At 68.3% G+C, this 25,762-nt stretch carries 24 protein-coding genes; 15 read left to right on the top strand and 9 right to left on the bottom strand.

Translation table 11 applies throughout. The annotated features are described in order from the left end of the window. Nucleotides 1-1,596, bottom strand: coding sequence for an OpgD/OpgG family glucan biosynthesis protein (locus BLS74_RS22350; protein ID WP_093109343.1), 1,596 nt, complete (start codon nt 1,594-1,596; stop codon nt 1-3). A 146-nt stretch (nt 1,597-1,742) separates the two neighbouring features. Between BLS74_RS22350 and ada the strand changes: the two genes are divergently transcribed. The 3 genes from ada (at nt 1,743) to alkB (ending at nt 4,253) form a co-directional block, all read left to right on the top strand. Then, the gene (ada, locus tag BLS74_RS22345; RefSeq protein ID WP_212733686.1) at nt 1,743-2,825 is read left to right on the top strand and encodes a bifunctional DNA-binding transcriptional regulator/O6-methylguanine-DNA methyltransferase Ada; all 1,083 of its coding nucleotides are present in this window, start codon (nt 1,743-1,745) and stop codon (nt 2,823-2,825) included. Beyond that, nucleotides 2,822-3,505, top strand: coding sequence for a 2OG-Fe(II) oxygenase (locus tag BLS74_RS22340; RefSeq protein WP_093109342.1), 684 nt, complete (start codon nt 2,822-2,824; stop codon nt 3,503-3,505). The genes ada and BLS74_RS22340 overlap by 4 nt, the downstream gene beginning before the upstream one ends. A gap of 112 nt (nt 3,506-3,617) precedes the next feature. Continuing rightward, nucleotides 3,618-4,253, top strand: coding sequence for a DNA oxidative demethylase AlkB (alkB, locus tag BLS74_RS22335; protein ID WP_093109341.1), 636 nt, complete (start codon nt 3,618-3,620; stop codon nt 4,251-4,253). Here alkB and BLS74_RS22330 read toward each other — a convergent pair. Genes BLS74_RS22330 through BLS74_RS22320 form a run of 3 tightly spaced genes read right to left on the bottom strand, consistent with a single transcriptional unit; the run spans nt 4,250 to nt 7,541 of the window. Further along, nucleotides 4,250-5,875, bottom strand: coding sequence for a hypothetical protein (locus tag BLS74_RS22330; protein WP_093109340.1), 1,626 nt, complete (start codon nt 5,873-5,875; stop codon nt 4,250-4,252). The two genes, alkB and BLS74_RS22330, sit on opposite strands and share 4 nt — an antisense overlap. Before the next feature lie 3 nt (nt 5,876-5,878). Then, nucleotides 5,879-6,949, bottom strand: coding sequence for an MBL fold metallo-hydrolase (locus BLS74_RS22325; RefSeq protein WP_093109339.1), 1,071 nt, complete (start codon nt 6,947-6,949; stop codon nt 5,879-5,881). A 25-nt stretch (nt 6,950-6,974) separates the two neighbouring features. Further along, the gene (locus BLS74_RS22320) at nt 6,975-7,541 is read right to left on the bottom strand and encodes a LuxR C-terminal-related transcriptional regulator (RefSeq protein ID WP_093109338.1); all 567 of its coding nucleotides are present in this window, start codon (nt 7,539-7,541) and stop codon (nt 6,975-6,977) included. A gap of 93 nt (nt 7,542-7,634) precedes the next feature. Here BLS74_RS22320 and BLS74_RS22315 point away from each other — a divergent pair, with 93 nt between their 5' ends. From BLS74_RS22315 to BLS74_RS35550, 4 genes are all read left to right on the top strand, one after another. After that, the gene (locus tag BLS74_RS22315) at nt 7,635-8,432 is read left to right on the top strand and encodes a CoA transferase subunit A (RefSeq protein WP_093109337.1); all 798 of its coding nucleotides are present in this window, start codon (nt 7,635-7,637) and stop codon (nt 8,430-8,432) included. Between the two features lies 1 nt (nt 8,433). Beyond that, on the top strand, nt 8,434-9,072 hold the full coding sequence (locus BLS74_RS22310) for a 3-oxoacid CoA-transferase subunit B (RefSeq protein ID WP_093109336.1): 639 nt from the start codon (nt 8,434-8,436) through the stop codon (nt 9,070-9,072). A gap of 2 nt (nt 9,073-9,074) precedes the next feature. Next, on the top strand, nt 9,075-10,454 hold the full coding sequence (locus BLS74_RS22305) for a CoA transferase (RefSeq protein WP_093109335.1): 1,380 nt from the start codon (nt 9,075-9,077) through the stop codon (nt 10,452-10,454). 189 nt (nt 10,455-10,643) lie between these two features. Beyond that, entirely contained in the window at nt 10,644-10,769 is a 126-nt protein-coding gene (locus BLS74_RS35550; protein ID WP_280142653.1) for a helix-turn-helix domain-containing protein, read from the top strand. On the opposite strand, the gene BLS74_RS22295 is transcribed toward BLS74_RS35550, so the two are convergent. After that, complete coding sequence (locus BLS74_RS22295; RefSeq protein ID WP_093109333.1) at nt 10,766-11,671, bottom strand: LysR family transcriptional regulator; 906 nt, start codon at nt 11,669-11,671, stop codon at nt 10,766-10,768. The genes BLS74_RS35550 and BLS74_RS22295 overlap by 4 nt on opposite strands. A gap of 100 nt (nt 11,672-11,771) precedes the next feature. Here BLS74_RS22295 and BLS74_RS22290 point away from each other — a divergent pair, with 100 nt between their 5' ends. The 5 genes from BLS74_RS22290 (at nt 11,772) to BLS74_RS22270 (ending at nt 18,585) form a co-directional block, all read left to right on the top strand. Next, complete coding sequence (locus BLS74_RS22290; RefSeq protein WP_093109332.1) at nt 11,772-13,292, top strand: CoA-acylating methylmalonate-semialdehyde dehydrogenase; 1,521 nt, start codon at nt 11,772-11,774, stop codon at nt 13,290-13,292. Nucleotides 13,293-13,303: 11 nt separating this feature from the next. Continuing rightward, nucleotides 13,304-14,458 carry an acyl-CoA dehydrogenase family protein gene (locus BLS74_RS22285; RefSeq protein ID WP_093109331.1) on the top strand — a complete coding sequence of 385 codons (1,155 nt, stop codon included), beginning with the start codon at nt 13,304-13,306 and terminating at the stop codon, nt 14,456-14,458. Next, entirely contained in the window at nt 14,455-15,570 is a 1,116-nt protein-coding gene (locus BLS74_RS22280) for an enoyl-CoA hydratase/isomerase family protein (protein ID WP_093109330.1), read from the top strand. The genes BLS74_RS22285 and BLS74_RS22280 overlap by 4 nt, the downstream gene beginning before the upstream one ends. A gap of 91 nt (nt 15,571-15,661) precedes the next feature. After that, on the top strand, nt 15,662-16,555 hold the full coding sequence (mmsB, locus tag BLS74_RS22275) for a 3-hydroxyisobutyrate dehydrogenase (protein ID WP_093109329.1): 894 nt from the start codon (nt 15,662-15,664) through the stop codon (nt 16,553-16,555). Nucleotides 16,556-16,788: 233 nt separating this feature from the next. Continuing rightward, on the top strand, nt 16,789-18,585 hold the full coding sequence (locus BLS74_RS22270; protein ID WP_244503964.1) for an ATP-dependent metallopeptidase FtsH/Yme1/Tma family protein: 1,797 nt from the start codon (nt 16,789-16,791) through the stop codon (nt 18,583-18,585). 6 nt (nt 18,586-18,591) lie between these two features. On the opposite strand, the gene BLS74_RS22265 is transcribed toward BLS74_RS22270, so the two are convergent. Continuing rightward, the gene (locus BLS74_RS22265) at nt 18,592-19,518 is read right to left on the bottom strand and encodes a LysR family transcriptional regulator (RefSeq protein ID WP_093109327.1); all 927 of its coding nucleotides are present in this window, start codon (nt 19,516-19,518) and stop codon (nt 18,592-18,594) included. 70 nt (nt 19,519-19,588) lie between these two features. On the opposite strand from BLS74_RS22265, the gene metE reads away from it, so the two are divergent. Beyond that, nucleotides 19,589-21,907: a 5-methyltetrahydropteroyltriglutamate--homocysteine S-methyltransferase gene (metE, locus tag BLS74_RS22260; RefSeq protein WP_093109326.1), complete on the top strand. Its 2,319-nt coding sequence runs from the start codon at nt 19,589-19,591 to the stop codon at nt 21,905-21,907. A 1-nt stretch (nt 21,908) separates the two neighbouring features. Here metE and BLS74_RS22255 read toward each other — a convergent pair whose 3' ends face one another. From BLS74_RS22255 to BLS74_RS22245, 3 genes are read right to left on the bottom strand one after another with little or no spacing between them, the layout of a single operon-like run. Beyond that, nucleotides 21,909-22,316, bottom strand: a complete 408-nt coding sequence (locus BLS74_RS22255) for a PIN domain-containing protein (protein WP_093109325.1) — start codon at nt 22,314-22,316, stop codon at nt 21,909-21,911. 6 nt (nt 22,317-22,322) lie between these two features. Further along, complete coding sequence (locus BLS74_RS22250) at nt 22,323-22,580, bottom strand: AbrB/MazE/SpoVT family DNA-binding domain-containing protein (protein WP_093109324.1); 258 nt, start codon at nt 22,578-22,580, stop codon at nt 22,323-22,325. 29 nt (nt 22,581-22,609) lie between these two features. Then, nucleotides 22,610-24,085, bottom strand: a complete 1,476-nt coding sequence (locus tag BLS74_RS22245; protein WP_093109323.1) for a short-chain fatty acyl-CoA regulator family protein — start codon at nt 24,083-24,085, stop codon at nt 22,610-22,612. A gap of 103 nt (nt 24,086-24,188) precedes the next feature. Here BLS74_RS22245 and BLS74_RS22240 point away from each other — a divergent pair, with 103 nt between their 5' ends. Further along, nucleotides 24,189-24,602, top strand: coding sequence for an acyl-CoA thioesterase (locus tag BLS74_RS22240; protein WP_093109322.1), 414 nt, complete (start codon nt 24,189-24,191; stop codon nt 24,600-24,602). Beyond that, nucleotides 24,599-25,756, top strand: a complete 1,158-nt coding sequence (gene prpC / locus BLS74_RS22235; RefSeq protein ID WP_093109321.1) for a bifunctional 2-methylcitrate synthase/citrate synthase — start codon at nt 24,599-24,601, stop codon at nt 25,754-25,756. The genes BLS74_RS22240 and prpC overlap by 4 nt, the downstream gene beginning before the upstream one ends. Nucleotides 25,757-25,762 lie beyond the last annotated feature (6 nt).

Raw genomic sequence — 25,762 nt, 5'->3', positions numbered from 1 at the left:
TCAGCCCGGCTGGTACTGGTACAGCCAGGTCTCGGTCAGCGTCTGGTCGCCGTTCTTCAGGTACAAGCGCATGTCGGCCGGCTCGCTGCCATCCACGGTGAAGTCGAACTGCGCGCGCCAGTGGCCCGGCACGCCGTTGGGCACCGCTTCCGAGAAGATGTAGGAGAACTTGCCGCGCGAAGCCGTGAGCACGAGTTCGGGCTTGACGCCGAAGGGGATGGTCTCCAGCGGCTTGCCGATGAACTCGACCATGAACTTGCGCACGCCCTGCGGCCGCTGCGTGCCCGGCTGCCCGCCGCGCCCGAGGCGCGTCGCCACGCAGCGCGCGAGCGGGGAGGGAAAGGGCTCCTGGTCGGTCCAGTGCAGCCGGTACTTGAGGTTGTAGCTGGAGCCCGCGGCGGCCGGCGCCTTGGGCACCCAGCAGGCGAGGATGTTGTCGTGGATCTCGTCGTCGGTCGGTATCTCGACCAGTTGCACCGAACCTTCACCCCAGTCGCCCAGCGGTTCGACCCAGAGGCTGGGGCGCTTCTCGTAGAACACGCCGTCCTGGTAGTGGTCGAAGGCGCGGTCGCGCTGCAGGAGGCCGAAGCCGCGCGGGCGCGTGTCGCTGAAGGACGAGGCGCGGGTCTGCGTGGGATTGTTCAGCGGTCGCCAGATGCGCTCGCCGGCGCCGTTCCAGATCGCGAGGCCGTCGGAGTCGTGCACCTCGGGCCGCCAGTCGATGCCGGTGGGCCTGCTTTCCGAGTACCAGTACATCGAGGTCAGCGGCACCAGCCCGAGGCGGCCGATGTCGCGGCGCAGGAAGAGGCGCGACTCGATGTCCATCAGCACCGCCTTGCCGCGCTGCATCATGAACTTGTAGGCGCCGGTGATGCTCGGTCCCTCGAGCAGCGCATAGACCGTCATCGTGTTCGCATCCGGCGCAGCCGGCGGCTCGAAGTAGAAGCGCGTGAAGTTCGGGAACTCCTCGGGCCGGTCGGGCATGGCCGCATCGAGCGCGATGCCGCGGGCCGACAAGCCGTACTGGTAGAGCTCGCCGATGGCGCGGAAGTAGGAGGCGCCGAGGAAGGCGACCCAGTCGTTGGTCTGCCAGGGCAGCTTCTTCTGATCGCCGTTGCGGCTTTCCTGCAGGCGGAAGCCCGCGAAACCGGCGCCGTCCGGCAGCTTGCGCGCGGGGCTGTCGTCCGGCATCGAGAAATATGCGCTGTCGTAGAGGATCTCGCGCGCAAAACCGTCGCCGCTCGCGGCCTCGGTCACATACATGTGGACCGGCGTCTGGAAGTAGCGCCCGAGGTGGAAGAAGGTGACCGGGAAGGGGCCGGGGCCGTCGCGGAACAGCGCGTTGTCGGGGTTGTACTTGATCTTGCCGTGCGCGTCGTAGTCGATGCGCTGGAGCACGTCGGCCGGCAGCGTGTTGTCGGCCACATAGGGTTTGGCGGCCTGCGATTTCGCGAAGGTAACAAGACGTTCGAAAGAGAAGGGCCGGGGTTGTGCGAGCTTGATTCCGCCGGCTGCGAGGGCATCTGGAGGGAATCCGAGAGCGGCGAGCGCCATGGAGGCGCCGCTGGCGGTGAGGAGTGAGCGGCGATCGATCATTGGCCGAAATGGTAACGAGGCCCGACGCGCTGGCCCGTAGGCCAAGGCCGGAAATGTCCGAATTCGAAAGCAAGAGCCGGAGTGCGCATGCAACCCCTGATCCCTAGAGTGGATGCATCGATCAACGACACTGCTAGAGGATCCACATGAACATGAGCAACCCCAACGAAATCCGCGCCCTCGCGACCGTGAGCGATCCGCGCTGGGAGGCGGTGGCCGCGCGCGATCCGGCGGCCGACGGCAAGTTCTTCTATTCGGTCAGGACCACGGGCGTGTATTGCCGGCCCTCCTGCGGCGCGCGCCCGGCCCGGCCCGAGAACGTGGACTTCCACGCCACGGCCGCCGACGCGGAGCGTGCGGGCTTCAGGCCCTGCAAGCGCTGCAAGCCCGACCAGCCCGCGCTGGCCGAACAGCATGCGGCGCAGGTGGCCGAGCTGTGCCGCTTCATCGAGCGCGCCGAAGAGGCGCCCACGCTAGCCCAGCTCGCCGAGCGTGCCGGACTCAGCAGCTACCACCTGCATCGCATCTTCAAGGAGGTCACGGGCCTCACGCCCAAGGCTTACGCGGCCGCGCACCGCGCGAAGCGCGTGCGCCTGGAGCTCGCGCGCAGCGACACGGTGACGGATGCGATCTACGACGCCGGCTACAACTCCAACGGCCGTTTCTACGAGAGCTCGAACAAGATGCTCGGCATGACGCCGACCGCGTGGCGCGCCGGCGGCGCCAACACCGATATCCGCTTCGCGACCGGCGAATGCGCACTCGGCGCGATCCTGGTCGCGCAGAGCGAGCGCGGCGTCTGCGCGATCGCGCTGGGCGACGATCCGGATGCGCTGGTGCGCGCGCTGCAGGACCAGTTCCCGCAGGCACGGTTGATCGGCGGCGATGCGGCCTTCGAGGAACTGGTGGCCAAGGTGGTGGGCTTCGTCGAGGCACCGGGCCTGGGCCTGGACCTGCCCTTGGACGTGCGCGGCACCGCCTTCCAGCAGCGCGTGTGGCAGGCGCTGCGCGAGATCCCGGCCGGCACGACCGCGAGCTATGCCGAGATCGCCCGGCGCATCGGCAGCCCGAAGTCGGTGCGTGCCGTGGCCCAGGCCTGCGGCGCCAATGCGATTGCCGTGGCGATCCCGTGTCACCGCGTGGTGCGCAGCGACGGCAGCCTGTCGGGCTATCGCTGGGGTGTGGAGCGCAAGAGTGCCTTGCTCGAGCGGGAGGCGAGCGCCGCATGACCGATTGGGACCAAGTGGCGCTGGACCTCGATGCCGAGGGCAGCGCCTTGATCGAGCGGTTGTTGACACGCGAGGAGTGCGAGTCGCTGTCGGCGTTGTACCCGCTCGATCCGCTGTTTCGCAGCCGCGTGGTGATGGAAAGGCACGGCTTCGGGCGCGGCGAGTACAAGTACTTCGACTATCCCTTGCCGGAGCGCCTGGCGGGCTTGCGCGAAGCGGTCTACGCGCAGCTCGCGCCCATCGCCAACCGGTGGAACCAGGTCATGGGCATCGAGGTGCGCTATCCGCCACGGCATGCCGACTTCATCGCGCGCTGCCATGCGGCGGGCCAGACGCGGCCCACGCCGTTGTTGCTGCAGTACGGCGCCGACGACTACAACTGCCTGCACCAGGACCTGTACGGCGAGCACGTGTTCCCGCTGCAGCTCGTGATCCTGCTGTCGGAGCCCGGCCGCGATTTCACCGGCGGCGAGTTCGTGATGACCGAGCAGCGGCCGCGCATGCAGTCGCGGCCGATGGTGCTGCCGCTGCGCCAGGGCGACGCGGCCGTCATCGCGGTGCACCACCGGCCGGTGCAGGGCACGCGCGGCGTCTACCGCGTCAATCTGCGGCATGGTGTGAGCCGCGTGCGTTCGGGCCAGCGCCACACGGCCGGCATCATCTTCCACGACGCGACATGAAGCTCACCCCCAGGCTTCACGCACTTCGTGTCGCTACGCCAACCCCCTCGCCGGGGGCAACACCAGCGGCCCGGCGAAGCCGGTTCCGCGGTGTTCCCCGAAGGAGCCGCGCGTGACAGAGGATCTGTTTGAATCGTCTGTCGAATCGCTGGGCCCGGGCGCGGTGTGGCTGCGTGCTTTTGCGACGCCGCATGAAGCCGCGCTGCTGGCCGGCGTGAACGAAGTGACGGCGCAGGCGCCGCTGCGCCACATGGTCACGCCGGGCGGCTTTCGCATGTCGGTCGCGATGAGCAACTGCGGCGCGCTGGGCTGGGTCACGGATCGCACGGGCTACCGCTACGACACCATCGATCCGGACACCGGCCGGCCCTGGCCATGTATGCCGGCGGCTTTCTCGCAGCTCGCGACCGAGGCCGCGGCGGCCGCCGGCTTCGAGGGCTTTGTGCCGGATGCCTGCCTGCTCAACCGCTATGAAGCAGGCACGCGCCTTTCGTTGCACCAGGACCGCAACGAGCGCGACATGCGCTGGCCCATCGTCTCGGTGTCGCTCGGCATGCCGGCGGTCTTCCTCTTTGGCGGCGCGAAGCGTGCGGACAAGGCGCGCCGCGTGCCGCTCGCGCACGGCGACGTGGTCGTGTGGGGCGGGCCGGCGCGGCTGCACTACCACGGCGTGCTGCCGCTGAAGGAAGAGGCGCATCCCTTCATGGGCGCCTGCCGCATCAACCTGACCTTTCGCAAAGCCGGTTAGCGGGGGCGCGAGGAAGGCTCCCACGAATCGGGCGTGGTCGCGACGAGCGACCTGAGATCGGACCACGGCTTCGCACCCGGCACGCGCGTGCCGCCCGTCACCGCCACCTTTGCGAAGGCCACCATGCGCTCCTGCAGGTAGCGCAGGTCGGCCGGCGCCCAGGTCTCCATCGAATGCGGCCCGCGGGCCACCACGATCTCCTTCGCGCCGCGGATGCGGTCGTAGGCCGCGATCGTTCCTTCCACGCTCTCGGCGCGGTCCCACAGTCCCTTGCCGAAGAAGGCTGCTGGCCATTTGTCCATGCCCGCGAGCGTGGCCGAGCTCGGATAGAAGACGATGTGATGGTCGGCCGCCATGCCGGCCGCGAAGAGGTTGCGGTTGGCCAGGTCGGGCGATGCCGGCACGTAGCCCGCGCCGCTCGCGAAGGACGCGAGCAGGATCGCGCCCTTGATGTTCTTCAGGCCCTTGGGCGGCGTGCAAGTCACGCTCGGCATGTCGTAGCTGCACGATTCGACGAAGTTCTTCGTCATGGCCCAGGCGGTCGACATCGAGCCGCGCGAATAGCCGGCGAGGATGATCGGAATCCGGTCGGCCTTCGTGCCCGCGAGCAGCCGGCCGCCGGCCGCGCTGCCTTCGAGCAGTTGGCCCGAAGGCGTCAGCATGCGCATGCCGCGCCCGCTCTCGAGTTGCTCGAGCACGCGGAACACGTCCTCGCCCTGTTCGAGCGTGTGGGTGTCGCTGAAGCCGCCCGAGAGGCCTTCGCCGCGGCGGTCGTAGCCCAGCACGTCGAAGCCGGCCATGTTCAGCGCATGCAGGTTCTCGCGCCACCAGCGCTGGCCCATGGTCTCGGTGGTGGCGTTGGGGAAGGCGATGTCCACCGTCTTGCCGGTGGCCGGATCGATGCGGTAGGACTTCTCGTCAGGATGCTGGATCGCCGTGAGCTGGCCTCCACCACCGCTGGCCATGATGACCAGCGCACGCAGCTTGCCGCCCTTGCCGTCGTCCACGCCGCTGCCCTCGATGTACCAGCCGCGCAGCTTGATGGTGTCGTGCATCTTCAGGTCGATGCGCTCGAAGCTGTCGCGCGGTGCGCTGAATTCGACCGTGTAGCTGCGCGGCTCGGCCTCGGCGATCGATTCGTTGTAGGGCGCTTTGGCGAAGAAGGCCGGGCGCCGGATCTGCCGCAGGTCGACCTGGCCGTCGGGATCGATCCGGCCCGAGGGATCGACCACGCCGGTCGAGCGCGTCGCGCGCTCCTTGTTGGGCGGCAGCCAGCGCTGCATCTGCGCATCGATGTGGCGAAAGCAGGCGGCATCGGCCTTGCAAGCGTTCCAGCGCGCCTTGAGCTTGGCGTCGGTGAATTCATCGACGTGGAAGTCGCGGCCTGCGTAGTCCTTCGGCTGGCGGTTTGCGGTCAACAGCAAGGGAACGCAGACCGTGCCGCCGGCCGTGCTCGGCAGGAGGTAGCCGGGCAGTTCGGCATTGCGGTCGGTGCCGACGCGCGCCGTGCAGTCGGTGGATGGCGGCGCGGTGCGGGCCTCGCGAGGCGGCGCGTTGCTGCAGCCGGCCAGCAAGGCCATGGCTGCCAGGATGCAGCTGGCGGCGCGCGGCATGTTCGTCATGGTTCAAGTTCTCTTCGTTGCGGCAACCCGGGGAGCGAGTTTGCGCGTCTCGCCGATCGCCATCACGAAGAAATCGTCCTCCGGCATGCCGCGCGCCACGCGCAATTCGGCCAGCTTCCGCGGCGGCTCGTCCAGCGACTCGTCCGTCAGTTCGAAGGTGCCCCAGTGCACGCCGAGCGAGCGCTTGGCGCCGAGGTCGTCGTGGATCTGCAGCGCCTCCTCGACGTTCACATGCTGCGCGCTCATGAACCAGCGCGGCGCGTAGGCGCCGATGGGCAGCAGTGCGATGTCAAAGCCGCCGCCTTGTGCGGCTGTCTGCCTGCTCTCGAAATGCCGGCGGATGTCGCTGAAGTCGCGCGAGTAGCCGGTGTCGCCGGCAAAGAGCAGATGGCAGTCCGGCGCGAACACCGCAAAGCCGCCCCACAAGGTGGCGAGCGCATCGCGCGGTCCGCGCGAGGACCAGTGCTGTGCCGGCACCAGCACGACCTCGGCCTCGCCCTGCGGCGTCGCGATGCGATGGCTGTCCCACCAATCCAGCTCCACGGCATGCCGGATGCCCTGCGCCCTGAACCATGGCTGGAGGCCCAGCGGCACGACGAAGAGCGGCGGGCCGCCGGGCTGCCGCTTCAGCGCCGTCACCGACGCGGCATCGAGATGGTCGTAGTGGTTGTGCGAGACCAGCACCAGGTCCACATGCGGCAGCTCGGGCAGCGCGATGCCGGGCGGCACATGGCGCCGCGGCCCCGCGAACTGCACGGGCGAGGCGCGCTCGGAGAACATCGGGTCGGTCAGCAGCGTGAGGCCGCCGAGCTGGGCCAGCACAGTCGAGTGGCCGATCCACGTGACGGCGGGCGCCATCCGTGCGCCGGCCTTTGCGTTGGCGTGCAGCCACGGCAGATCGGGCGCCGCCCGGGGGATGGGCGCGAGCGGTGAGCGGGGCAGGCCGGCGCGCGCGGCCTCGCGGCGCCATCGCAGCAGCTCGGCGAGGCTCTTGGGCTGGAACTCGATGTAGTTGTTCTGGAAGCCGCGCGCGCGATGGTGCGGCGGCTTGGTGGGGCCGGGGGACGAAGACATGGTGTCGGATCGTGCCGTAGCCGGCTTAGCCGGCGATGAGCTTCTGCACCAGCTCGGCCGTGGTCGCCGCCGCGTACTTGCGCATCAGCCGCGCGCGGTGGATCTCGACCGTGCGGTGGCTGATGCCGAGCACCTTGCCGATTTCCTTCGAGGTCAGGCCCTGCATCACCTGGGCCGCCACCTCGCGCTCGCGCGGCGTGAGTTCGGCCTTGGCCGCCCTGCGCGAGCCGAGGTCCTCGAAGGTCCAGATGCCGGCTTCGTGCGGTGCGGCGCGGTTGAGCGCCTGGCCGCTCACGTGGCACCAGAAGGTCTCGCCCGCGAAGGCGCCATGCAGGCTGCCGACCCTTCTCATCATGCGGTTGTCGGCATAGCGGCCGCTCGCGTTGAGGATCGGCTCCATGCGCTTGCCGATGCGCTCGAATTCGGCGACGCTCGGGTAGAGCACGCGAAACGATTCACCGACGAGGTCATGAGGCGTGGTGCCGAACATCTCGCACAGGCGCGCATTGCAGTCGACGATGATGCGGTGGCGCGACAGCACCATGCCCACCGGCGCCTGCTCGAAGGCGAGCCGGTAGTCGATCGCGTGCAAAAGAGTGTCGGGTGTCTCCATTACGAAATACTACGTATGCCTGTACGTAGTATCGTCTCAGGCGCTTCATCAACCATTTCCGAACGAGGAACCATGGCCAACAAGATCTATCCCTCCGCCGACGCAGCGCTCAAGGGCGTCGTCGCCGACGGCCAGACACTCGCGGTCGGCGGCTTCGGCCTCTGCGGCATTCCCGAGGCGCTGATCGATGCGCTGCACGACTCGGGCGTCAAGAACCTGACCTGCATCTCCAACAACGCCGGCGTCGACGGCTTCGGCCTGGGCAAGCTGCTCGGCACGCGCCAGATCAAGAAGATGATCGCGAGCTACGTGGGCGAGAACAAGGAGTTCGAGCGCCAGTACCTGGCCGGCGAGCTCGAGCTCGAGTTCACGCCGCAGGGCACGCTGGCCGAGAAGCTGCGCGCCGGCGGCGCCGGCATCCCGGCCTTCTTCACCAAGACCGGCGTGGGCACGATGGTCGCGGAGGGCAAGGAGCTGCGCGAGTTCGATGGCGAGACCTATGTGATGGAACGCTCGCTGGTGCCCGATGTGGCGCTGGTCAAGGCTGACGTGGCCGACAAGTCGGGCAACCTGCGCTTCCGCCTCACGGCGCGCAACTTCAATCCGGCCGCCGCCATGGCCGGCAAGATCTGCATCGTCGAGGTCGAGAAGATCGTCGAGATCGGCGAGCTCGCGCCGGACGACATCCACCTGCCGGGCATCTACGTGCACCGCATCGTGCTCAATGCCAAGCCCGAGAAGCGCATCGAGAAGCGCACCGTGAGCGCTGCGGTCGATGTCGCTGCCGCCAAGGTCGAGGCGCAGGCCGCCATCGCGCAGGCTGCCGTGAACACGGGCAGCCCGGCCACCATCAAGAACAAAGGAGCCTGACATGCCCTGGACCCAAGACCAGATGGCGGCACGCGCCGCGCAAGAACTCGAAGACGGTTTCTACGTCAACCTCGGCATCGGCATCCCCACGCTGGTGGCCAACTTCGTCGGCGACAAGGAAGTCTGGCTGCAGAGCGAGAACGGCATGCTCGGCATCGGCCCCTTTCCCACCGAGGACCAGGTCGACGCCGACCTGATCAACGCCGGCAAGCAGACCGTGACCACGATCCCCGGCTCGGCCATCTTCGGCAGCCACGAGAGCTTCGCGATGATCCGCGGCGGCAAGATCAACCTGTCGATCCTCGGTGCCATGCAGGTCAGCGCCAAGGGCGACCTCGCCAACTGGATGATCCCCGGCAAGATGGTCAAGGGCATGGGTGGCGCCATGGACCTGGTGGCCGGCGTCAAGCGCGTGATCGTGCTGATGGAACACGTCGCGAAGAAGAAGGACGGCACCGAGGACCTCAAGATCCTCGAGCAGTGCACCTTGCCGCTCACCGGCGTGGGCGTGGTCGACCGCGTCATCACCGACCTGGCCGTGATGGACGTCACGCCCGAGGGTCTCAAGGTGATCGAGCTCGCCGACGGCGTTACTTTCGAGGCGCTGCAGGCCAAGACGGGTGTGAAGCTGCTTCACTGAAGATGAAGGTCATCGGCGCGTTGCAGGGGCTCTGGCAGCAGGCCGGCCTGCCCGCCGATGCGCTGGACTTCGTGCAACTGAGCGGCGCCGATCCGGTGCTGCCCTCGTCATTCGCCGTCGGCGCGGCGGCGCAGAGCACCATCGCCGCTGCCGCGCTCGCGGCCTGCGAGCTGGGCCACCTGCGCGGCGTGCCGCGCCAGCAGGTCGCGGTCGACATGCTGCATGCCGCGCTCGATTGCACGGCCTGGTTCAGCATCGACGGCCACGTGCCGCCGCAATGGGATCCTTTCTCCGGCCTCTACCGTTGCGCAGACGGCTGGGTGCGCGTGCATGCCAACTTTGCCCACCATCGCGACGGCGCGCTGCGCCTGATGGGGCTGGCGCCGCCGACCGTGCAGCGCGCCGACGCCGAGGCGGCCATGGCGGCGTGGAGGGCCAACGACTTCGAACAGGCGGCGGCCGAAGCCGGCCTCGTCGCCACTGCCTTGCGCCGCTTCGACGAATGGGACGCGACGCCGCAGGGCCGGGCCGTGGCGGTACAGCCGCTCTTCACCATCGAGCGCATCGGCGACGCGCCGCCGCTGGGTTTGCCGCCGCTGCACGTCCACGAACGGCCCCTGACCGGGTTGCGTGTGCTCGATCTCACGCGTGTGCTCGCGGGGCCGGCCGGCTGCCGCGCGCTCGCGGCCTACGGTGCCGACGTGATGCTGGTCAATTCGCCGCAACTGCCCAACATCGAAGCCATCGCCGACACCAGCCGCGGCAAGCTCTCGGCCCACGCGGATCTGCGCAGCGAGGCGGGACGCGACGCACTCGCGCGCCTGCTGGCCGATGCTCACGTGTTCGTGCAGGGCTACCGGCCCGGCGGCCTGGCGGCGCTCGGGTTCGGGGCCCAGGACGCGGCAATCCGGCGTCCGGGCATCGTCTACGTTTCGCTCTCGGCCTATGGGACCGAGGGGCCCTGGTCGCAGCGCCGCGGCTTTGATTCCCTGGTGCAGACCGCCATGGGCTTCAACCACGCCGAGGGCGAGGCGGCCGGCGACGGCAAGCCCAGGCCCTTGCCGATGCAGATCATCGACGAGGCGACCGGCTACCTGATCGCGATGGGCGCAGCCACAGCGCTGTGGCGCCAGCAGCAGGAGGGCGGCAGCTGGCATGTGCAGGTCTCGCTGGCGCAGACCGGGCATTGGCTGCGCGGGCTCGGACGGGTGCCCGGCGGCCTGGCGCTGGTCAAGCCCGACAGGGAGCCCTGGCTCGAGAGCGCGTCATCGGGTTTCGGCGAACTCCGCGCCATGCGCCACAGCGCGCGGCTGGCGCGAACGGCGGCCGGCTGGGCGCGCCCCTCGATGCCACCCGGCAGCCACCCGCCGATCTGGCCGTAAGTCCTAAAGCGCGCCAAGAAAAGCGACCACCATCGACAAGCCAAAGCTCGACGCAGTCATGAGGAGCGCGGCGCACAGGAGCCTGGCTCTGTGCGAGAGCCTGTGCCAGACCCGGCGCGCCCGGGCAGCAAGGCCCAGCGGCGCCAACCGTTTCAGCAACTCCGGGATGCCGGCCTTCGCCGTCGCCTTTTGAATCTCAGTCCCCATACCGTCAAGCGACACCTGGCGCGCATCCTCGAGCGGCTGGAGTTGGCCTCGCCCGGAGAAGCGGCGGACTGGTACCGCAAGCGCCAGGGCTCGCAGCATCGCAACTAGCCGGCGGCGGCATCCGCCGGCAGCAGCACCTCGCGCTGCGCCTCCACCGTCTCGCGCAGGAAGTTCCAGGTGGCCTGCATGCGCGCCAGGTGCCGCGTCTCGGCCGCCACCGACATCCAGAAGGTGCGCGTGAAATTGGCTTCACCCGGCAGCACGCGGCGCAGCGAGGCGTCGCGCTCGGCGATGAAGGCCGGCAGCACCGCGATGCCGGCACCCGCCGCGGCGGCCTGGTGCTGCGCGAGGATGCTGGTGCTGCGCAGCGCGAACGAATCGGGCCGGTACAGCTCGTCGAGGTACTGCAGCTCCTTGCTGAAGAGCAGGTCGTCCACGTAGCTGATGAAGCTGTGGCCGCGCAGGTCCTCGCGCGCAGCGATCGGCTTGTGCGATGCCAGGTAGTGCTCCGACGCGTAGAGACGCAGCACGTAGTCCGTCAGCTTGGTCACCACCACCGGCCCGCGCGCCGGGCGTTCGAGCGAGATCACGATGTCGGCCTCGCGGCGCGACAGGTGCACCAGCCGCGGCATCGCCAGCAGGTCGATCACGAGCTTGGGGTGCTGTTGCGCGAAGAGCGCGAGCCTCGGCGCCAGCACGATGGTGCCGAAGCCCTCGGTGGCGCCGATGCGCACTAGGCCCGACAGGCCCTCGCGCGAAGCGGGCGCCGCGCTCTCGACCGCGAGAAAGGCGCTCTCCATCGCCTCCACCTGCGGTTGCAGCCGGCGGCCCGCTTCGGTGAGGCGATGGCCGCCGGCCTCGCGCGAGAAGAGGGCGCTGCCGACTTCCTTCTCGAGCGCCTGGATGCGGCGCGCCACCGTCGTGTGGTCGACCGCGAGCCGGCGTGCAGCGCTCACCAGCGTGCCGGTGCGCGCGAGCTCCAGAAAGAAGCGCAGGTTGTCCCAGTCCATGCTTTGCAATTATGCAGATCGTTGGTGCGTATTTGTCTATTGCCATGGCAAAAGTGCAAAGCTAGCATCGGTTGCTGCACCCCATCAGGAGACAAAGTTCATGGACGCCACCACCACACCCGCGACCCAGATCGCGACCGTCAAGCTGCTGATCGGCGGCAAGTTCGTCGAGTCGAAAACCACCGAGTGGCGCGACATCGTCAACCCGGCCACGCAGCAAGTGCTGGCCCGCGTGCCCTTCGCCACGCAAGCCGAAGTCGATGCCGCCGTGGCCTCGGCGAAGGAAGCCTTCAAGACTTGGCGCAAGACGCCGATCGGCGCCCGTGCGCGCATCTTCCTGAAGTACCAGCAACTCATCCGCGAGAACATGGCCGAGCTGGCCGCGATCCTCACGGCCGAGCAGGGCAAGACCCTGCCCGATGCCGAAGGCGACGTGTTCCGCGGCCTCGAAGTGGTCGAGCATGCATCGAACATCGGCAACCTGCAGCTCGGCGAGCTGGCCAACAACGTCGCCAACGGCGTCGACACCTACACGCTGCTGCAGCCGCTGGGCGTGTGCGCGGGCATCACGCCCTTCAACTTCCCGGCCATGATCCCGCTGTGGATGTTCCCGATGGCCATCGTCACCGGCAACACCTTCGTGCTGAAGCCCTCCGAGCAGGACCCGATGGTCACGATGCGCCTGGCCGAGCTCGCGCTCGAAGCCGGCATCCCGGCCGGCGTGCTCAACGTCGTGCATGGCGGCGAGGCGGTGGTCAACGCGATCTGCGATCACAAGGACATCAAGGCGATCTCCTTCGTCGGCTCGACCAAGGTCGGCACCCACGTCTACAACCGCGCCACGCTCGCCGGCAAGCGCGTGCAATGCATGATGGGCGCCAAGAACCACGCCATCGTGATGCCCGATGCCAACAAGGAGCAGACGCTCAATGCGCTGGCCGGCGCGAGCTTCGGTGCGGCCGGGCAGCGCTGCATGGCGGTGTCGGTCGCGGTGCTGGTGGGCGAGGCGCAGAAGTGGGTGCCCGAACTGGTCGAGAAGGCCAAGACGCTGAAGATCGGCGCCGGCACCGAGAAGGGCGTGGACGTCGGTCCGCTGGTGTCGTGCGCGGCCTACGAGCGCGTCAACGGCTTGATCGAACGCGGCGTGGCCGACGGTGCCACGCTGGCGCTGGACGGCCGCAACCCCACGGTGCCCGGCTACGAAAAGGGCAACTTCGTCGGCCCGACGGTCTTCGCCGACGTCAAGCCCGGCATGACCATCTACGATCAGGAGATCTTCGGCCCGGTGCTGTGCCTGGCCAATGCCGAGAGCATCGACGAAGCCATCGAGCTCATCAACGCCAACCCGAACGGCAACGGCACCGCGATCTTCACGCAGTCGGGCGCCGCGGCGCGCCGCTTCCAGGAAGACATCGACGTCGGGCAGGTCGGCATCAACGTGCCGATCCCGGTGCCGGTGCCGATGTTCTCCTTCACCGGTTCGCGCGGCTCGAAACTCGGCGACCTCGGCCCCTATGGCAAGCAGGTCATCATGTTCTACACGCAGACCAAGACGGTGACGGAGCGCTGGTTCGACGACGACACGGCGCACGGGCTCAACACCACCATCAGCCTGAAGTAATCTCAGGGCGCATGGACTTCGAACTCTCCGAAGAGCAGCGGGCCTTCGCACAGACCGCGCGCGAATTCGCATCGGCCGAATTCGCGCCGCATGCCGCGCGCTGGGACGCCGAAGGCATCTTCCCGAAAGAGGCCATCGCGAAGGCGGGCGAGCTCGGCTTCTGCGGCCTCTATGCGCCCGAAAGCATCGAGGGCCTGGCGCTGCCGCGCCTTGACGCCACGCTGGTGTTCGAGGAGATGGCCGCGGTCGATCCGTCGACCACGGCCTTCATCACGATCCACAACATGGCGACCTGGATGCTCGGCACCTGGGGCGGACCCGTCGTGCGCGAGCAGTGGGGTGCCGATCTCACGAGCGGGCGCAAGCTGGCCTCGTACTGCCTGACCGAACCGGGCGCCGGCTCGGATGCCGGTTCGCTGAAGACGCGCGCCGAGCTCCAGGGCGCCGAGTACGTCATCAACGGCGGCAAGGCCTTCATCTCGGGCGCCGGTTCGACCGACGTGCTGGTGCTGATGGCGCGCACCGGCGGCGGCGGTGCGGGCGGCATTTCCGCCTTCGCGGTGCCCGCCGATGCGCCGGGCATCAGCTACGGCAAGAAAGAGCACAAGATGGGCTGGAACAGCCAGCCCACGCGCACCATCAACTTCGACAACGTGCGCGTGCCCGCCGCCCACCTGCTCGGCAGCGAAGGCGAGGGCTTTCGCATCGCGATGAAGGGGCTGGACGGCGGCCGCATCAACATCGCGACCTGCTCGGTCGGCGCGGCGCAGGGCGCGCTCGACGCGTCGCGCCGCTACCTGCACGAACGCAGCCAGTTCGGAAAGCCGCTCGCGAGCTTCCAGGCGCTGCAGTTCAAGTTGGCCGACATGGCGACCGAACTGGTGGCCGCGCGCCAGATGGTGAGGCTGGCCGCGAGCAGGCTCGACGCCGGGCATGCCGATGCGAGCACCTATTGTGCGATGGCCAAGCGCTTTGCGACCGACGTCGGCTTCAACGTCTGCAACGACGCGCTGCAGCTGCACGGCGGCTACGGCTATTTGAGCGAGTTCCCGCTGGAGCGGCTGGTGCGCGACACGCGCGTGCACCAGATCCTCGAAGGCACCAACGAAATCATGCGCGTGATCATCGCGCGCAAATTGCTGGAAGGCGAGAGTGATATCCGATGAGCGATGAAGTGGTCCTGTTCGACGAGATCCAAACGACCGGCGGCCGGCGCTTCGGCGTGGCGACGCTCAACACGCCGGCGGCGCTCAACGCGCTTTCGGTCGCGATGGTGCGGCTGCTCACGCCGAAGCTGCGCGAGTGGGCGCAGGATGCGGGCGTTGCCGGCGTGCTGCTGCAGGCCGCGGGCGAGAAGGCCTTCTGCGCCGGCGGCGACCTGCGCCAGCTCTACCAGACGCTGCTGGAATGCGGACCCGAACGCAACCCCTACGCCGAGCGTTTCTTCGCCGAGGAGTACGAGCTCGACTACCTGATCCACACCTTTCCCAAGCCCGTCCTGTGCTGGGGACACGGCATCGTGATGGGCGGCGGCATCGGGCTCATGGCGGGTGCCTCGCACCGCGTGGCCACGGCCCAGAGCCGCCTCGCGATGCCCGAGATCAGCATCGGCCTCTACCCCGACGTGGGCGGGAGCTGGTTCCTGCGCCGCATGCCGGGGCGCGTGGGCTTGTTCCTCGCGCTCTCCGGGGCCCACCTCAATGCAGCCGATGCCATCTTCTGCGGCCTGGCCGACCTGCTGGTGCCGCACGAGCGCAAGGCGCAGGTGCTGGACGAGATCGCCGCAGGCACATGGACCGGCGAGGCCAAGGCCGATCGCGCCGCGCTCTCGCGCATCCTGCTGCGTGCGGGCGAAGGCACCGAACTGCCGCCTTCCAAGGTGCGCGAGCATTTCGACTCCATCAACGCCTTGATGGCCGGCGACGACCTGGGCGACATCGCCAAGCGGCTGCGCGCGTTGCAAAGCGACGACCCTTGGCTGCAGACCGCGGCAAAGACCTTCGCCAAGGGCGCGCCGAGCTCGGCGGCGCTCAGCTTCGAACTCTGGCAGCGCGTGCACCGCATGTCGCTGGCCGAAGTCTTCCGGCTCGAGTACTGGGCCTCGCTGGGCTTCTGCGCGCACAAGGACTTTGCCGAGGGCATCCGCGCCGTGCTGATCGACAAGGACCGCAATCCGAAGTGGAACCCGGCCACGCTGGACGACATCACGCCAGCCTTCATTGAAGATCACCTGATGGTCCGCGGCGAGATGGCGCCGGAACTCGCCGGGCTCGTGTGAGCGAATGACAACAACCCCTGACTCCGTTCACCCTGAGCCCTTCGACAAGCTCAGCCCGAACGGGTGGGAAGAGCACAAAACGGAGACACACATGAAGATCGCATTCATCGGCCTGGGCAACATGGGCGGCCCGATGGCCCTCAACCTGCACAAGGCCGGCCACGCACTCAGCGCTTTCGACCTTTCGGCCGAGGCCTGCAAGAAGCTCGGCGCCGAGGGACTGCCGATCGCCAAGTCGGCGGTGGACGCGCTCGCCGGCGCCGAGGTGGTGATCAGCATGCTGCCTGCAAGCCAGCATGTGGAGTCGCTCTACCTCGGCAGCGACGGCCAGCCCGGCCTGATGGAGAAGATCGCGGCCGGCACGCTGGTGATCGACAGCAGCACCATCGCCGCGGCAACTTCGCGCAAGGTGGCGGAAGCAGGCGCGAAACGCGGCGTGGCCGTGATCGATGCGCCCGTCTCGGGCGGCACCGGCGGCGCGATCGCGGGCACGCTGACCTTCATGGTCGGCGGTTCCGAAGCCGACCTTGAACGCGCGCGCCCGGTGCTGGAGAAGATGGGCGCCAACATCTTCCATGCCGGCGAGGCGGGCGCTGGCCAGACGGCCAAGATCTGCAACAACATGCTGCTCGGCATCCTGATGATCGGTACCTCCGAGGCGATCGCGCTCGGCGTGGCCAACGGGCTCGATCCCAAGGTGCTGTCGGAGATCATGCGGCGCAGCTCGGGCGGCAACTGGGCGCTCGAAAAATACAACCCGCTGCCCGGCGTGATGGAAAACGCGCCGGCCTCCAAGGGCTATGCCGGCGGCTTCGGCACCGACCTGATGCTCAAGGACCTGGGCCTCGCGCAGGAGAACGCCGCCGCGGTGCGCGCCGCCACGCCGCTCGGCGGGCTGGCGCGCAATCTGTATGCCGCGCACAGCCTGGCTGGGAATGGAGCGCTCGATTTTTCGAGTGTGATCAGGCTGGTGCAGAAGAAATAGGGTGCTGCGCCGCCCGCGCTGACGCGAGCGCGCAACGCCGGTGCCGGGCCGGCCGCGAAGTACTCCACGCAAGCGGTGTTTAAGCTGCGCCGCCGCCGCTGTGGCGGTGTCGATTGCTGCCTGGCTGCCTACCATCGTCGGATGCCGCGCCCCGTCCGCCGTCCATGAAGCAGCTCCACAGACTTGTTCGATCGGGCGTGGCTCGATTCGCTTTCGCCGCCTTCCTAGGCGCCTTGGCCATCGCCGCCCTGTACCTGGCGCTGCGCGAAACGCCGCAGCTTCATCAGCTCGGCGGCGCCGCGCAGCAGATGCGCACGTCGCCGGCCGACTGGACCGCCACCGAGAAGGACGGCTCCGAACTGCTGCGCGACCTGCGCGCCGGCGCGGTCCGCACTGTCGGCATCGCGGCCAATGCCGTCCTCGTGTCCACGACCGTCGGAGAGCGCTACTTCGTGGTCGACGGCCGAGGCTCCTTCGCCGCACTGGTCGTCGGCGAGGCGGCGAAGGCCGGCGATTCGAAATCGTTCCAGCTGGTCGTGCTGCCGGACACCACGGTCGGCGCACCTGCCGCAGACGACCGCACGCTGAGTGCGGCGCGCGATCTGGTGGGGGTGTTCCTCCCCATCCTGCTCGTCGCGGTCCTTGTCTACATGATGCGCGACAGCATCGGCGCAAGCGCCAAGCTGGTCGAGAAGCCGACCGGCCTGCGCTTCGACGACGTCATCGGCGCCGGTGAGGCCAAGAACGCGCTGCAGGACATCGTCGACTACCTGAAGAACCCGAAGCGCTTCGGCGCGCTCGGCGCGCGACCGCCCTGCGGCGTGCTCATGCTCGGCGGACCCGGTGTCGGCAAGACGCTGCTCGCCAAGGCGCTTGCCGGCGAGTGCGGCGCCCGCTTCATCGCCACCAACGGCAGCGAGTTCACTTCCAAGTTCTATGGCGTCGGCGTGCAGAAGGTCAAGAAGCTCTTCGAGACCGCACGCAAGAACGCGCCCTGCATCCTCTTCATCGACGAGATCGACGGCATCTCGAGGCGCAGCGCCGGCGGCTCGGGACCGGCGGAATCGGAGGGCAACCGCATCATCAACCAGTTGCTGGTCGAGATGGACGGCTTCGAGGCCAACGAGGGCGTCATCGTCGTCGGTGCCACCAACCTGGTCGACAACCTCGACGATGCGCTGCTGCGCGAAGGGCGCTTCGATCGCCGCGTGAACGTCAAGCTGCCGGACGTGCGCGACCGTGCCGCCATCTTCCGGCTCTATGCCGCCAAGCTGCGCCTCGCCGGCGAGGTGGACTACGAGCAGCTGGCCCGCCTGACCACCGGGCTGTCGCCGGCGACCATCGCGCACGTCGTCAACCATGCGGCCCTCGTGGCGGCGCGCGCGAACGCGGAGGCGGTGTCGATGGGCCACCTGATGGAAGCCATCGAGACCACGCGCATCGGCGAGCTCAACGGCGCGCAGCGTGCGCTCGGCGAGCGCGAGCGTCGCTACATCGCGGTGCACGAGGCCGGCCACGCGCTCGTCTCCGTCGTGCTGGGCTACGGCAAGGTCGAGAAGGTCACCATCCTGCCGCGCGGCGGGTCGCTGGGCGCCACGCTCGTGACGCAGGAAGAAGACATGACGCTGGTGTTGAAGAGCGACATGGAAAAGCACATCCAGATGCTGCTGGGCGGCCGCAATGCCGAGCTGGCCGTGTTCGAGGAAGCATCGAGCGGGGCCAGCCACGACCTGCAGCAAGCCTCGAAGCTGGCGCTCGACATGGTCGGGCGCTACGGCTTCGGCGAAGACGGCGCGCTGTTCAGCCTGGGCGCGCTGCCGGCGCAGCACGTATCGCGGCAGGTCTCGGCCGCGGTGCGCCAGGCCAGCCTGCTGCTCGAAGGACTCAACGTGAAATGCCAGCAGATCATGCGCACGCACCGCCGCGCGCTCGACGAACTCACGGACGAATTGCTCGCCCACGAGACCGTGTCGGGCGAGCGCGTGCTCGAACTGGTCGGGCACCGCGGGCCGATGACGCTGGTCGCCTGAGCATCCTCAGAGCAGCTCGATCCCCGGCAGGCTCTTGAAGCAGCTCTCGCGCGTGATGCGAACAAAATCCTCCAGCCAGGGCCGAGCCGAGGTCGATGCGGTGCAGGCCATGTGCAGCTCGCCGGTCAATCCCTTGCGGCCCACGGGCCGGGCGGTGACGTAGCCGCGGTCCAGGTAGCCCTGCACCGCCCACAGCGGCAGCGCCGCGATCCCGCGGCCGCTGGCCACCAGCTGCAGCATCGCGACCGTGAGCTCGGTGGTGCGGCGCTGCGCCGGCTCGACGCCGGCCGGCGCCAGCACCTGACGCACGATGTCGAGCATGTCGTCGGGCACCGGGTAGGTGATCAGCGTCTGGTCGGCGAAGTGGCGGGCCGTGAGATGCGTCTTTGCCGTGAGCGGATGCTCGTTGGCCAGCAGGGCCATGATCTCGAAGCGGAAGAGGGGGTGGTAGTCGACGGTTTCGTCCGGGTCCTGCTCGGAAACGATGGCCACCTCGGCGCGTTTCTGCAGCACCAGCGCGATCGGGTCGGGATGGAAGCCCGAGACGATGTCGAGCTCGATCTCGGGCCAGCGGTTGCGAAACGCGTCCATCGCCGGCATCAGCCAGTCGAAGCAGGTGTGGCACTCCACCACGATGCGAAGCTGGCCGGCGCCGCCTTGCGCCAGGCGCGACACGTCGCGCTCCGCCTCCTCGACCAGCGGCAACGCGGCATCGGCAAGCTGCAGCAGGCGCAGGCCGGCGCCGCTGAACTGCGGCGGCACCGACTTGCGCTCGAACAAGGCCGCGCCGTAACGGTCTTCGAGCAGCTTGACCTGATGGGACAGCGCCGACTGCGTGAGGTTGAGCAGCTGGGCGGCGCGCACCAGGCTGCCGGTGTCGCGCAGCGCCACCAGGGTGCGCAGGTGGCGGATCTCGAGGATGGACTGGGCCATGAATGAAATTCAAGTTGACTGGCAAAAGCTTTCGTTTGAATCATAGGCGAGGAACGCCGACCATCGGGGGATGACACGTATCCATACTCTCGGCCTTCCGCGCATGGGCGCACAACGCGAACTCAAGCTCGCTCTCGAACAACACTGGCGCGGCGAGATCGACCGCGATGCGCTCGAAGCCGTCGGCCGCGAGCTGCGTGCGCGCCACTGGCAGGCCCAGCGCGACGCCGGCCTCGACTTCGTGACGGTGGGCGACTTCGCCTTCTACGATCACGTGGCCAACCACATCCAGCTGCTGGGCTGCGAGCCGGCGCGTTTCGACTTCCGGGGCGACGAGCCCGAGCTCTCGCGCTATTTCTCCATGGCGCGCGGCGTGGCCGACGAGGTGCACGATCACGGCTGCGCGCACGCCGAGCACGGCACTTTCGCGCTCGAGATGACCAAGTGGTTCGACACCAACTACCACTACCTCGTGCCCGAGTTCTCGCCGGCGACGCGCTTCAGCCTGCAATCGGTCCGCCTGTTCGACGAGGTGGCCGAGGCGCAGAAGGCCGGCCATGCAGTCAAGGCGGTGATGCTCGGGCCGCTGAGCTTTCTCTGGCTCGGCAAGGAGAAGGAGGCCGGCTTCGACCGCTTCACGCTGCTCGAATCGCTGTTGCCAGTGTACGAACAGGTGCTCGCGCGCCTCAAGGCGCAGGGCGTCGAATGGGTGCAGATCGACGAGCCCATCCTCGGCCTGGACCTGCCCGACGCCTGGCGCCATGCCTTCGAGCGCAGCTACTGGCAGCTCGCGCGCCGAGCGCCGAAGCTGCTGCTTGCCACCTACTTCTCGCCGCTCTCGGACAACTTGCGCCTGGCCTGCCAACTGCCGGTGGCCGGCCTGCATGTCGATGCGGTGCGCGCGCCCGACGAGCTCACCGGCGTGGCCGACTGGCTGCCGGCGCACAAGGTGCTGTCGATCGGCATCGTCGACGGCCGCAACATCTGGCGCGCCGATCCCGATGCCGCGCTCGCGCGCTTGCGGCCCGTGGCGGACAAGCACCAGGGCGAGTTGTGGATCGCGCCTTCGTGCTCGCTGCTGCACGTGCCTTTCAGCCTCGCGGCGGAGAACAAGCTCGATGTCGAACTGAAGAGCTGGCTCGCCTTCGCGGTGGAGAAGCTGGACGAGCTGCGCATGCTGCGCGCCGTGCTCGACGGCAAGGAGGCCGAAGTGCAGGACGCGCTTTCGGCAGCCCGCGCCGCCGTGGCTGCCCGCCGCGCCAGCCCGCGCGTGCACCGCGCCGACGTCGCATTGCGCCTCGCGCGCCGCGTGGCGGGCGACGACAGCCGTGCCTCGCCCTTCGCCGTGCGCCAGGCCGTACAGCGCGCGCACTTCACGCTGCCGCCGCTGCCGACCACCACCATCGGCTCCTTTCCGCAGACGGTCGAGATCCGCACCGCGCGCGCCGCCTTCAAGCGCGGCGCGCTCGATGCCGCAGGCTACCGCGAGAAGATGCGCGCCGAGATCGCGCTCGCGGTGCGCAAGCAGGAAGAACTGGACATCGACGTGCTGGTGCACGGCGAGGCCGAGCGCAACGACATGGTCGAGTACTTCGGCGAGCAGCTCGACGGCTTCGCCTTCACCGCCAACGGCTGGGTGCAGTCCTACGGTTCGCGCTGCGTCAAGCCGCCCGTCATCTACGGCGACGTCGCGCGCCCGGCGCCGATGACGATCGAATGGACCGTCTATGCGCAAAGCCTCACGGCGCGGCCGATGAAGGGCATGCTGACCGGGCCGGTCACCATCCTGCAATGGTCCTTCGTGCGCGACGACCAGCCGCGCAGCGTGACCACCGAGCAGATCGCCTGGGCGATCCGCGACGAGGTGGTCGACCTGGAGCGCGCCGACATCGGCATCATTCAGATCGACGAGCCGGCCATCCGCGAAGGCCTGCCGCTGCGCCGCGCCGGCTGGAAGGCCTACCTCGAGAGCGCGACGCGCGCCTTCCGCATCAGCGCCTCGGGCGTGGCCGACCGCACGCAGATCCACACCCACATGTGCTACTCGGAATTCAACGACGTCCTGCCCGAGATCGCGGCGATGGATGCCGACGTCATCACCATCGAGACCAGCCGCTCCGACATGGAGCTGCTGCGCGGTTTCGGCGAGTTCAAGTACCCCAACGAGATCGGCCCGGGCGTCTACGACATCCATTCGCCGCGCGTGCCGGCCGTCGACGAAATGCTGCGCCTGATGCGCAAGGCCGCTGCGGTGGTGCCGCCGGGCAACCTGTGGGTCAACCCCGATTGCGGCCTGAAGACCCGCGGTTGGCCGGAGACCGAGGCGGCGCTGGTGAACATGGTGGCGGCAGCGAAGGTGCTGCGCCAGGAACTGGCGCTTGAACCTTGAGTCAGTCGAGCAGTGTCATGCCCGCCGTGCGAACAGCTCCTCGGTCGAAGCTGACGATCGAGCTGCAGCCCTCGTCCAAAGCAATCTGCGCGATGAGCAGATCCGCCAAACCAGCCTTTCCCGCCTTCTTGTCTTGAAAGCGGCGAACGGCTTGTTGGACGACTTCACGCTGCTGCAGGTGGAACCGTGGCGTCTCCAGAAGGTCGCTGATGGTTTCGCCGATTTCGCTAGGCGTCGCGCTGTAGATTCGCTCCAGCACCCAGCAAAGCTCGACCAGCACAACCAGACTGATGAAGCCGGACGAACGTTCGCTAAGGCGCGTTTCGATGAAGGGTGTGGCGCTCGCGGATTGCCTGGGATCGTCTTGCGCGAGGTAACGCACCAGCACCTTGGTGTCGAGGCCGATCATGTAAGGCTACCGGCCGGGTTTGCGTTGCCGAGCCGATGCTGCTTCGCCGATGGCGTCGTTCATTGCCTTGATGCTGACGGGTTTTGCGACGCGTCCAGCAAAGCGGCCCTTGAGAGCAGAGACATCGGTCTTGAGCGGGACCAGTCTGAAGCCGTCACCCTCGGCGACAAAATCCACCTTGGCGCCAGGACGCAGGCCGAGTGCAGTGCGCACGGCCTGCGGCATGGTGATCTGTCCTTTGCTGGTCATTGTGGCGACGGCCATTTCTTGAGCTCCTTACGAAGGGTAAGGAACTATATGGCTTTGCCGCGGCCAGCACCCTGTCTCGTCCCGATTGCGCCCGCTGGCCGCAGCTCCGCCACCGCATAAGGCGCGAACCGGCTCTGGTTCTCGTCGACATCGAGCGGCCGCCCGAGGAAGGGGAAGGCGCGCTGCGGGCAGGCGGCGCGTTCGCAGACTTTGCAGCCCATGCCGATGGGCGTCGGCACCTCGGGGTCGCGCAGGTCCAGGCCCTTGGAGTACACCAGCCGCGGCGCGTGGCTGATGTCGCAGCCCAGGCCGATCGAGAAGGTCTTGGTCGGCGCGCCCCAGCCGCCGTGCCCGCGCGAGACGGTGCGCGCGATCCACAGGTAAACGCGGCCGTCGGGCATGCGCGCGAGCTGCGGCAGGATGCGGCCGGGCTGCGCGAAGGCTTCGTACACGTTCCATAGCGGGCAGGTGCCGCCGGTCTTCGAGAAGTGGAAATGCGTGGCCGACTGGCGCTTGGAGATGTTGCCGGCCCGGTCGACTCGCACGAAGAAGAAGGGCACGCCGCGCGCATCGGGCCGCTGCAGCGTGCTGAGCCGGTGGCAGATGGTCTCGAAGCCGACACCGAAGCGGCGCGCAAGCAAGTCGATGTCGTAGCGCAGCGCCTCGGCCTCCGCGAGGAAGGTGCCGTAGGGCAGCAGCAGGGCGCCTGCGAAGTAGTTGGCCAGGCCGATGCGCGCCAGCTCACGCGCGGTGTCGCCGGTGAAGGCCGCCGCCTCGACGAGCTGACGCAGAACGTCGTCCATCTCCAGAAAGGCGAGCTGCGTGGCCATCTGGAAGGCGTACTGCCCGGGCTCGAGATCGGGTGAGAGCCGCAGCACGCGCGTCGCGGGGTCGTAGCGCCGCTGGTCCTCGGGCCCGAAGCTTTCCATCGGCACCACGCGCACGTCGTGTTGTTCCAGCAGGCGCCGGGCCAGGCGGTCGCCGGGATTGCCTTCTCGCAGCCGCCACGCTGCGGCCAGCGTCTCGGCCGCATCGTCGAGCGGTGCGATGTGGTTCTGGTGGGCGAAGAAGAAGTCGCGCACCTCCTCGAAAGGCATGGGCCGCAACTGCGCGAGTTCGTCGCGGCCGTCGCCCAGAACGCCGGCGATCGCCTCGATGCGCTCCAGCGCCTCGCGCTGGCGGCGGTGCAGCGCGACCAGGCTGCGGCCGACCGCCGGCATCTGCGTGGCGAGTTCGCGCAGCTCGGCGAGCGACACGGCCTCGCCACCGGGGTTGTCGGCCAGCGCTTCGCGCATGCCCGCAATGAGCCGCGCTTCCTCGTCGTCCGAGAAGGCCTGCACGTCCACGCCCAGCGTGGCGCTGATGCGCAGCAGCACCGCCACCGTGAGCGGCCGCTGGTTCTGCTCGATCTGGTTCAGGTAGCTGGGCGAGAGGCCCAACTGCTGCGCCAGCGCCACCTGGCTCAGGTTGCGCTCTTCGCGCAGGCGGCGCAGGCGTACGCCCATGAAGGTCTTTTTCATCGTCCGTGGATTCGCAAACTTCGCAACTCGAGGCTGCTGCATTCGCAATCATTCGCTAATTCAGTCCTTCATTATGGGACGGATGTTGCGTAAATTGCGAAGCATGACGACCCGCAAGCGCCACGCGCAGCTCACCGAGGTGGTGTTTCCCGAACATGCCAACCACTACGGCACGCTGTTCGGCGGCAACGCGCTGCACCTGATGGCGAAGGCCGCCTTCCTGGCCGCGCGCGGCTTCGCGCGGCGCGACGTGGTGATGGCGCGCTGCAGCGATGCGCAGTTCCATGTGCCGGTGCGGCTGGGCAGCGTGCTGACGCTCGATGCGCAGGTGCTGCGCGTTGGCCGCAGCTCGCTCACGGTCCACGTCACGGGTTTCGCCGACGACCTGGCCGCAGACCAGCCCGGGGTGGCGCTCGAGGCGGTGTTCGAGATGGTGGCGGTCGACGCGGCAGGCCGGCCGTCGCCGATCGCCGAGGCCGCGCACGACCCGCTCAACGAAATGAAAGTACCCGCATGACGCAAGAAACCCTGCAGCCTGGCTTCAAGCCCAAGAAGTCCGTGGCGCTCTCGGGCGTGACCGCCGGCAACACGGCGCTGTGCACGGTGGGTCGCACCGGCAACGACCTGCACTACCGCGGCTACGACATCCTCGACATCGCCGAGGTCTGCGAATTCGAGGAGATCGCGCACCTGCTGGTGCACGGCAAGCTCCCCGCCGCCGCCGAGCTGCGTGCCTACAAGGCCAGGCTCAAGGCGCTGCGCGGCCTGCCGGCCAGCGTGAAGGAAGCGCTGGAGCACCTGCCGGCGAGCGCGCATCCGATGGACGTGATGCGCACCGGCGTCTCGGCGCTCGGCTGCGTGCTGCCCGAGAAGGACGAGCATGGCACGCCCGGCGCGCGCGACATCGCGGATCGTCTGATGGCCTCGCTCGGCTCCGTGCTGCTCTACTGGTACCACTGGTCGACGCAGGGGCGTCGCATCGAGGTCGAGACCGACGACGACTCGATCGGCGCGCACTTCCTGCACCTGCTGCACGGCAGGGCGCCGACGGCGAGTTGGGAGCGGGCGATGCACACTTCGCTCAACCTGTATGCCGAGCACGAGTTCAACGCCTCCACCTTCACCGCGCGCGTGGTGGCCGGCACCGGCTCCGACGTGTACTCGGCCATCACCGGCGCCATCGGCGCATTGCGCGGGCCCAAGCACGGCGGCGCCAACGAAGTGGCCTTCGAAGTCCAGAAGCGCTACGACTCGCCCGACGAGGCCGAGGCCGACATCCGCCGCCGCGTCGAGGCGAAGGAGGTGGTGATCGGCTTCGGCCACCCGGTCTACACCGTGAGCGACCCGCGCAGCGAGGTCATCAAGCGGGTCGCGAAGAAGCTGTCGCAGGAGGCTGGGTCAACCAAGATGTTCGACATCGCCGAGCGGCTCGAAACGGTGATGTGGGACGCCAAGAAAATGTTCCCCAACCTCGACTGGTTCAGCGCTGTGAGTTACCACATGATGGGCGTGCCCACCGCGATGTTCACGCCGCTGTTCGTGATCGCCCGCACCAGCGGCTGGGCCGCGCACATCATCGAGCAGCGTATCGACAACAAGATCATCCGGCCGAGCGCCAACTACACCGGGCCCGAAGACCTGCGCTTCGTGCCGATCGAAGAACGCGTTTGAAGAAAG

It is taken from the genome of Variovorax sp. CF079 (assembly GCF_900101545.1).
Lineage (GTDB): Bacteria > Pseudomonadota > Gammaproteobacteria > Burkholderiales > Burkholderiaceae_C > Variovorax.
Note: the sequence above shows the minus strand (reverse complement) of the source record. Positions and strands in the feature narration are given on the sequence as shown.